Annotated in this window: 10 protein-coding genes and 1 pseudogene; all 11 read right to left on the bottom strand. The window is 63.9% G+C overall.

Annotated elements, in window-relative coordinates:
- A pseudogene (locus KBZ15_RS13505) lies at nt 1-301 on the bottom strand (N-acetyltransferase); the annotation flags it as partial.
- Between the two features lie 3 nt (nt 302-304).
- On the bottom strand, nt 305-2,113 hold the full coding sequence (locus tag KBZ15_RS18575; RefSeq protein ID WP_315859892.1) for an ABC transporter ATP-binding protein: 1,809 nt from the start codon (nt 2,111-2,113) through the stop codon (nt 305-307).
- A 69-nt stretch (nt 2,114-2,182) separates the two neighbouring features.
- A complete protein-coding gene (locus KBZ15_RS13490; RefSeq protein ID WP_255015735.1) occupies nt 2,183-2,443 on the bottom strand; it encodes a DUF2442 domain-containing protein in 261 nt (86 codons plus the stop codon).
- A complete protein-coding gene (locus tag KBZ15_RS13485) occupies nt 2,436-2,630 on the bottom strand; it encodes a DUF4160 domain-containing protein (protein ID WP_255015734.1) in 195 nt (64 codons plus the stop codon). The genes KBZ15_RS13490 and KBZ15_RS13485 overlap by 8 nt, the downstream gene beginning before the upstream one ends.
- Before the next feature lie 232 nt (nt 2,631-2,862).
- Complete coding sequence (locus KBZ15_RS13480) at nt 2,863-3,054, bottom strand: DUF4351 domain-containing protein (protein ID WP_255015733.1); 192 nt, start codon at nt 3,052-3,054, stop codon at nt 2,863-2,865.
- Between the two features lie 40 nt (nt 3,055-3,094).
- The gene (locus KBZ15_RS13475) at nt 3,095-3,553 is read right to left on the bottom strand and encodes an RES family NAD+ phosphorylase (RefSeq protein WP_255015732.1); all 459 of its coding nucleotides are present in this window, start codon (nt 3,551-3,553) and stop codon (nt 3,095-3,097) included.
- A 22-nt stretch (nt 3,554-3,575) separates the two neighbouring features.
- A complete protein-coding gene (locus KBZ15_RS13470; RefSeq protein ID WP_255015731.1) occupies nt 3,576-3,992 on the bottom strand; it encodes an antitoxin Xre/MbcA/ParS toxin-binding domain-containing protein in 417 nt (138 codons plus the stop codon).
- A 246-nt stretch (nt 3,993-4,238) separates the two neighbouring features.
- Nucleotides 4,239-4,493 carry an ABC transporter permease gene (locus KBZ15_RS13465; protein WP_255015730.1) on the bottom strand — a complete coding sequence of 85 codons (255 nt, stop codon included), beginning with the start codon at nt 4,491-4,493 and terminating at the stop codon, nt 4,239-4,241.
- A 201-nt stretch (nt 4,494-4,694) separates the two neighbouring features.
- A complete protein-coding gene (locus KBZ15_RS13460; RefSeq protein WP_396123486.1) occupies nt 4,695-5,441 on the bottom strand; it encodes an Rpn family recombination-promoting nuclease/putative transposase in 747 nt (248 codons plus the stop codon).
- A 713-nt stretch (nt 5,442-6,154) separates the two neighbouring features.
- Nucleotides 6,155-7,534: a nucleotide sugar dehydrogenase gene (locus tag KBZ15_RS13455; protein WP_255015729.1), complete on the bottom strand. Its 1,380-nt coding sequence runs from the start codon at nt 7,532-7,534 to the stop codon at nt 6,155-6,157.
- 133 nt (nt 7,535-7,667) lie between these two features.
- Nucleotides 7,668-8,247: NAD-dependent epimerase/dehydratase family protein (locus KBZ15_RS13450; protein ID WP_255015728.1), on the bottom strand; the 580-nt coding region annotated here is incomplete at its 5' end.

Raw genomic sequence — 8,247 nt, 5'->3', positions numbered from 1 at the left:
TCTCCGGATAGAGCTTGCTGCGCGGAAACAGATCGTTCGTGAAGGTCACATTTGGTCCGATGAACACATCATCCTCCACGCGCAGCCCATTCCAGAGCTGCACACCGCATTTCACGGTCACCCGATCACCCACCACCACGTCGCTCTCGATAAACACCTGCTCACAGATGTTGCAGTCGGCTCCGATCTGGGCGCCGCTTAGGAGATGGGTGAAGCCCCACAGTCTGGTGCCGGGTCCGATGGATACGCCTTCATCCACAAGGGCACTCTCATGAAGAAAAGCTTGGGGATGGATCGTCATCCTTCAATATCTCGCAAGAATCTCTTGGGGTGAACCCTGGGCTTCGATCCTGCCTTGGGCTAGCCGGATCACGCGATCACAGCGCTCCACCGTGCTGAGCCGGTGGGCAATCAACACGACCGTGAGCTCACGGCTCAGCCCCTCGATCGCCGCCATCACGCTCTGCTCCGTGGCCGTATCCAACGCGCTGGTGGCCTCATCAAACACCAATACCTGGGCCTGGCTGTAGAGCGCCCGGGCGATGCCGATCCGTTGGCGCTGGCCGCCGCTCAGGCGGATGCCCCGCTCCCCCACGAAGCTGTCGTAGCCCTTGGGGCTGCTCTCGATGAAACTGGCAACCTGGGCCTGCTGCGCCGCCTGCTGCACGAGCTGCCGATCGATCTGATCGGGCGGCAGGCCAAAGGCGATGTTCTCGGCGATCGAGCTGTCCGCCAGGTAGATGCTCTGGGGCACGTGGGCGATCGCGGCGCGCCAGGCCTGCAGCCGCTGTGGCTGGGCTGGGTCGTGCAGGTTAGCGCCATCCACCAGGATTCGCCCGCCCGTGGGCTGCAGCAGGCCCATGATTAGATCCAGCATCGTGCTCTTGCCGCTGCCGGTGCTGCCGATCAGGCCCAGCCGCTCGCCGCGGCGGATCTCCAGGCTCAGGCCCTGCAACACGGCGGGCAGCTCCGGGGCATAGGCGAAGTGCACAGCATCCAGCCGGATGCTGTGCTGCAGTTGCATCGGGGCAGGCTGTGGCAGCTGGCCGCCAGGCGGCAGGGGCTGGTCCAGCAACTGCAGCACGTTGGCCAGGCTGGCCTTGGCATTGCGGCTCTGGGCCCAGCCCTCATACACCTTCTGCACCACCGGCAGCAGCCGTTGGGCCCCCAGCGCCAGCGCCCCCAGCAGCGGCAACGCCCGCGCCACCCCCTGCTGACGCACCAGCAGGTAGCCCACCACCGCAATCAGCGCCATGCCCACCGGCTCCAGCACCAGGCGCGGATAGGTGCTCAGGAACGTGGCATCAGCGCCAACGCGGCGCAGGGGCTGGTCGGCCTGGCGGTAGGTGCGGGCATAGAAGGCCTGGGTGCCTCCCAGCAGCACATCGCGGATGGCGCCCAGCCCCTCCTGCAGCGCCTGGACCAGCGCACGATTCAGGTGCACGTAGCGCTGGCTCAGCTGCTGCAGCGGCCGGCGGCTGGCGGCCATGGCCGCCAAATACACGAGCGCCACCACCAGCCCGGCCCCGAGGGCAATGGTCCAGTCGATCGCTACCAGGGTGGCCACCAAGCTGAGGGCTATCAGGCCGGAACTCAACAGCAGCAGCAGCGGATTGAGCACCTGGCTGATCACCCGGTTCACATCGGAGCTGATCGAAGCAATCAGCTCACTGCTGTTGCGCTCCAGGTGCACTGCATAGGGCTGATACAGCGTGCGCCGGTAGGCCTCGCAGCTCAGGTCTGAGCCGATCGCCGCCGCCAGCCGGCCGTTCAGCCACAGGTTCAGCAGCCGGATCACGCCGGCCGCCAGGGCCGCCACCGCAAAAGCGATCGTGATCGGCAGCAGCAGCTCCTGGGCGCTGGCTATTCCCAGCCGCGGCGCCCACTGCTGCACCAGCGGCTGGTTCCACAGCCCCTCGGGATTGGCCAGCACCGCCAGAAACGGCAGCACCGCCGCCAGACTCAGCACCTCAGCCACACTGCTGGCCAGCATCACCAGCAGCAACACCCCCAGCTGCAACCGGCGGCGGCGGCCCAGGTGGTTCCAGAGCTGGCGGAGGAGTTGGCGCAGGCTGGGGTCTGGCGCTGGGGTGGTTGGTGGGGGGGTGGGCATAGAGGGGTGCGGGTGGGCAGCAAGAAGCCCCGCTGCCTGGGCAGCGGGGCTGAATAGTCAGTCGGCGGTTCAGGCGAGAGGCAGGGCCTGCCGTGGTGCGGGAGCGCCGCGCAGCAGGCCGGCCACGCTCAGGTCTTCATCGAGGCTGGGCCAGTGGATGCCGTAGCCAGCACCGGCGATCTGCCAGGCGTCACGGTCGGCGGCAGTGGCATGCAGCAGGCGCGGATACCAGGCCAGGGGAGCCGATATCGAGCGCCCGTCGGCCAGCGACACCACCAGCTCGTCGTCCGTGCAGCGCACGGTGGTGATGCGTTCGCCAGGGTTAGCCATGGAACTCTCGCCATGCCTTCACCAGCGTAACGCCGTTGAGCTGGACAAGCCGCTCGAACTCGCGGAGCTCTCGGGCGCTGAAGCCCAGATTGCTGCTCATGGCCACTGGCGATAGCCAGATCTTGCAGGACGATTGATCGCGGTCCACATGAATGTGAGGTGGCCCGCTGCGTAGAACTGTTGGCATGCCCTTGGCGCGTTGGCCTTTGACCTGAATCAGTTTGTGCAGTTGTCAAGGGGCTGCAGCCCGTGCGGAGCTTGTTGCGTCTGGAGCCTTGTTGGCGGGCGGCGGCTGAGTGGTTGGTTCGGGCTGGGGAGCCTGGCGGCTCAGGGGGAAGCCAGCCGCCATGACAATTTGGGCGCCTCCTCGAATTTGTACAGCTGTACAAACTCCTGCACAGTTGCGAATCGGAGGGGGGCTAGGCGTTAGCGGCTAGCCATGCGGCCAGGTTTGCCGGGCCCTGGAAGTCGAGCAGGGCGTCGGCCAGGGCTTCCAACTTCTCCACTGGTAAGGCCTGGATCTGAGCGGTGGTGGGCTCGCCTTGCTCGTGATGGAGGGAGTACTTCTTGTCGAGCCTCTCTACCCGGATCACTACGCCGGAATCGCTCATGCAGGGGGGTGGGGGGTCATGAAAAAAGAGAGAGGGTGGGTCAGCCCAGCCGTTGATCTAGCTGGAAGGGCTCCTGGTGCACCAGCGCCACATGCGCCATCGCTGGGTGCTGGGGGTTGAGCAGCAGGTTGCGGGCCTGGGGCACCACCACCGAAGGCAGCACCAGGCCCACCTGCTGCCCGGCCCGCAGCCAGTCGCCGCCAAAGGCGGCGCTGGCCTGGCCATGGGGGGCGGCGTTCCAGCCCTCCGGCAGGGCATTGGGATCGACTTCCTTGATCAGGCCCGGTGTATCGGGTACGTCGTAGCCACACAGCACCAGCGGGGCGGTGAGGACGCCGTTGAGGTGCACCAGTACCTCCAGCACCGTGATCTCGGGCGTCATCCCCAGATACACCGCCCGCTGCCCGGGTTGGTTCCAGCGCTGGTCATCGCGCGCCGCTCCCTGGCCCGTGAGATCTCCGGCGTAGCGGGCCTTGCTCAGCCGCCAGGCACTAATCACACACTTTGTCCAAACGGTTGACTCACACCGGGGCGCCCTGCTCCAGGGCCTGCAGTAGGCGCCGCACCTGGCCCGCGCCGATCGCGGTGCGGCAGTGCTGCAGTGGCCTTGCTTGATGGAGCAGCGGGTGGGGTGCCTTGAGCCAGGCCTCGGTGCTGGCTGGCTGCTCAAACACGCCGTAGGCCAGGCTGATCACCTCCACCAGGCGGTCCAGTCGTTCGGAGGCGACCAGATCCAGGGCCGCCTGCTCGCGGCTGCGGCGAGCCATCGTGGCCTCCGAGAGGGCCAGCAATGGCTCCAGGTCTGCCGGCTTGAGGTGCAGGTGCTGCCGCAGGGCCGCCAGCCAGCTGCTGCTCCAGCCCTGCTCAATCGCTGCCAAGCGCTGCTGCTCATCCAGGGCGCCGAGTTCGGCAGCGCGTTGCCAGAAGGCTTGGCCCAAGCTGGCTTCAGGGGCTTCTTCGCGCGTGGGAACAGGGATCGCAAGTGCCAAGGGCAGAACGCTCCGGCCGGCGTCATTTGAGTCGATACTAGCCCCAAATGACGCCGGCGGGTGATACGAGGCTTAGATCCCGCGCGCTCAGATCACATCCGCAAACCGCTTCTCCATGCGCCGGAACTGGCGAATCCCGGTGACCAGCAACAGCAGCACGATCGCCATCGACAAGCCAAAACCCAGCGGGTTGATCTAAGCCCCTCGGCCAATAATTGCCCAGCGGAACCCCTCGATCACCCCCACCATCGGGTTGAGCGCATAGAGAAGCTGCCACTTGGCCGGCACGATCGCACTGGAGAAACCCACCGGGCTCACATAAGGGCCAAATTGCACCAGAAACGGCACCACATACCTGAAGTCGCGATATTGCACATTCAAGCTGGCCAGCCACAACCCGGCCCCCATGCTGGCTGCAAAAGCCACCGCCACCCAGAGGGGGAGAGTCAAAAGCGGTACCGAGCCCAAGGCCGCTTTGTAAAGCAAGGGCCTGCGCTCGGAGCTGATACAGAACCGGCAGGGCCCTGCGGGTGAACGTCTGTATTCGCTGAGGATCAGCCAAAGCTGCCTGGGCCGTGGCCTGACGCGATGGCCCCTCGCTGCGGTTGCTGTCGCTCTACCCCGATCACGACTCGGCCTACTGATGCGACGTCAGGCGGGGTTGGTGGTATTGGCGGCCAGCCAGGCGGCCAGGTCTGCCTGGCCCTGGAAGTCGAGCAGGGCGTCGGCCAGGGCTTCCAACTTCTCCAGCGGTAGGGCTTGGATCTGGGCGGTGGTGGGCTCGCTGAGGGGGCCGCAGCGGCGGTTGAGGAGGCGGAGGGTCATGGCTGCTTCACCTTCCTGGCGGCCTTTGGCTTCGCCTTCCTGCAGGCCCTCCTGGCGGCCCTCGGCAAGCCAGTCCTGCACAGCCCGGGTGTGGCGGATTTCTTCGCGGGGGATACCGGCGATCACCATGATTTCTGCCTCGCTGAGCTGGGGAAACCGTTGCACCAGCATAGGCAGCACAACCGTGTCTAGATCAGGGCGCCTGGCCAGGATCTGCTGGCTGGTGGCCGCCAGCTCGCTCTCGGGCCGCACTGGCAGGGTGAGCAGGTTGAGCAGGGGGTCGAGATCTGCCTGCTGGCTGAGCTCCTCCAGGTTGATCCAGTGCACCTCCTGCAGAAGCACCTGCAGGAGTCTGGGCAGCTTGGTGGGGCCCAGGCTAATCCGCCGGTGTGGTGTGATCACCACCACCTCCAAATGCTCCACCTGCGGGTGCTTTTGCAGAAACCGACAGCTCTGCGCTGCCAGGCGGTGCTGGAAGCCTGAATCCGGTTGCATCTGCACCTCCAGCAGCACCACCGGGAATTCGGGGCTGCCGGTTTCAGAACAGCCGGTGGTTTCCCTCGGCCAGAGCACGCCATCGAGGCGGTGGCTCAGTTCTTTGATTTCAAGGGCTTCAAAGCGATAGAGCTGATCGCCGGGGGCGGCTGGGTCCAGGCTCAGCGCGGTGGCGGCGGTGGCTGAGCCGGGCAGCAGTGAGCGGTGTTCACTCGCTGCGGGCGCTCGTTGGCGAAAAGGTAGCCGCAGCTTGCGGGTAGGGCTGCAGCCCGTGCGGGAGCTGGTGGGAGTAGGGCTTTGTTGGCGGCAGGAGGCTCAGTGGCGCGTTCGGGCTGGTGTGCCTGGCGGCTCAGGGGGAAGCCATGGCAATTTGGGCGCCTCACTCAATCTGTACAGCTTGTACAGATTCCTGCACAGTTGCAAATCAGAGGGGTGAACCAGGCGTTGTGAATGAGGCGTTTAGGGAAGCGGTGCGTGCTGGATGGCCGCATACAAGCTCACCGGGTGGTTCACCGGCTGCCGCTCACAGAAGGGCAGGTTGCTCTGCACGTAGGCAGAAATATCTAGCTACTCAAGCCGCCCCTGCCCCGCAGTGCCCTGGGGCTTGGCTTGGTCGTAGTAGGGATTGAGATTGTCGATGCCCACAAGCTGCCTTGGCTAATTGTTTGTCTGCTGTGATTAAAAGTGCGCCAGGTTTGAGCGCCAGAGCAAGGTTGGCCCCTAGATCTGGGAATGGCGCCACCCACGGCGAGCTGCCGCAGGCCCCCAATAGGTCTGATCCAACATCAGCCCTACAGCCGCAGTGCCCCCAGCTCCCGCGGCAGTATGCCCTTTAGATCGAGCAAAACGCCGTTGCTGACCAGCAGCAGGCGCCACTGGTCAGCCGTGAACTCGGTGAACTGCCGGTGGGCCACGGCGGCTACCACCGCGCCATAGCGGCCCTGCTGAGGAATGGCGGCCTGCACGCCTAGGCCATATTCCCGTTGCGCCTCCTCGGCATCCACCCACGGGTCCACCACCTCCACTTCCATGCCGTAGCGCTCCAGGCCCCGGATTAGGTCCACCACCTTGGTATTGCGCAAATCCGGGCAGTTCTCCTTGAAGCTGAGCCCCAGCACCAACACCCGCGTGCCCACCACCGCCTGGCGCCGCTGCGCTAGCCCCAGCACCAGCTGCTCAGCTAGCCAGCGGCCCATGCCGTCGTTGATGCGCCGGCCCGCTAGCACTACCTGCGGGTGGTAGCCCACCTGCTCGGCCTTGTGGGTTAGGTAGTAGGGGTCCACACCGATGCAGTGGCCGCCCACCAGCCCCGGCCGGAAGGGCAGGAAGTTCCACTTGGTGCTCGCGGCTTCGAGTACATCCAGCGTGTCGATCCCCAGCTGGCGAAAGATGATCGCCAGCTCGTTTACCAGGGCGATGTTGAGGTCCCGCTGGGTGTTCTCGATCACCTTGGCCGCCTCAGCCACCTGGATACTTGGGGCGAGGTGGGTGCCTGCCTCGATGATCGAGCCGTAGAAGCCATCCACCCAGGCCGCCGCTTCCGCCGTGCTGCCACTGGTCACCTTGATGATCTTGGTGAGCTTGTGCTCGATATCTCCCGGGTTGATGCGCTCGGGGCTGTAGCCACACATAAAGCCCGCTCCCGGCTCGGTGGCGTTGAAGCGCAGGCCAGATTCTTGCTCCAGGATCGGCACACACACCTCTTCTGTGGCGCCCGGATACACCGTGCTCTCGTAGATCACCAGCGGTGTGGTTTGGGCCTGGCCGTTTTGTGCCTGAAGTTCAGCGCGGGCCTTAAGTGCCTGGCCCACCGTGGTGCTTGCCTTTTCCAGCGGGGTGAGGTTGGGCCGCTTGGCGGTATCGATTGGCGTGGGCACCGTCACCACGAATACATCGGCTGTGGCGAGTTGGGTCTGATCATTTGTGAACTCCAGTAGCTTCGCTGCTTGGAGTTCGGCAGAGCTGCTCTCGCGGGTGCGGTCGTGGCCTGAGCGCAGCTCATCCAGTCGCTGGCTGTTGATGTCAAAGCCGATCACTCGGTGCTTTAGGGGGTTGCCCGTGCGCCTGCAGGCCTGGAGCTTTGCAAATTCCACAGCCAGTGGCAGCCCCACATAGCCCAGACCGATCATGGCCACTGGGCAGTTGAAGAGGGGAGGGAGGGTGGTTGTCATAAAAAAGCCCCCGAAGGTTGGGTATCAGGGGTATCAGAGGTCTCAGGCTTGTCAGATGAGGTCATAATCTCTCGGCTCCTGAATTTCAACGGCTCTACTGCACCGAGAAACTAGTAGCGTTGGTAGCTGTTATCTAGAAAGCTAACTGCAAATACCAGGGCATTGCTGCACTGATGCCCTGGTCAATGCTGTGTGTTGGACTGAAAGCCAAGAGTTGTTGAGCTTTGCTGATATCAGCCTGGCTATGGCGCACATCGCCCTCACGAAAATCACGGTACACAGGTTCACTTGCTGAAAGAGCTTGGCATAACTTGCTCCCAGAGCTGAGTGCTAGCAAGCTAGTTCGTAGGTGCCCATAGAGTTGATTCAATGTAGTGCGGTCGCCAACCGCTACATTATAAACTTGGTTAAGTGCCTGTGGATTTTGCGTGGCTGCAGCCAGCAAGTTGGCTTGTACAGCATTGTCGACAAAACAAAAGTCCCGACTGTTCTCGCCATCACCATTTACGTAGACCGGCTCTCCCTTCAGCAGCGCGGCGGTCCATTTAGGGATCACGGCGGCATAGGCTCCGTTGGGGTCTTGGCGGGGGCCGAATACATTAAAGTAGCGTAGGCCAATGGTTTTAAAATCGAAGCAGCGTGCAAACACTCCGGCATAAAGCTCGTTGACATATTTGGTGACGGCATAGGGGCTCAGAGGGTTGCCGATAACG

Source organism: Cyanobium sp. BA20m-p-22, assembly GCF_024346275.1.
GTDB lineage: Bacteria > Cyanobacteriota > Cyanobacteriia > PCC-6307 > Cyanobiaceae > Cyanobium_A.
This window is presented reverse-complemented; position numbering and strand designations above follow the sequence as displayed.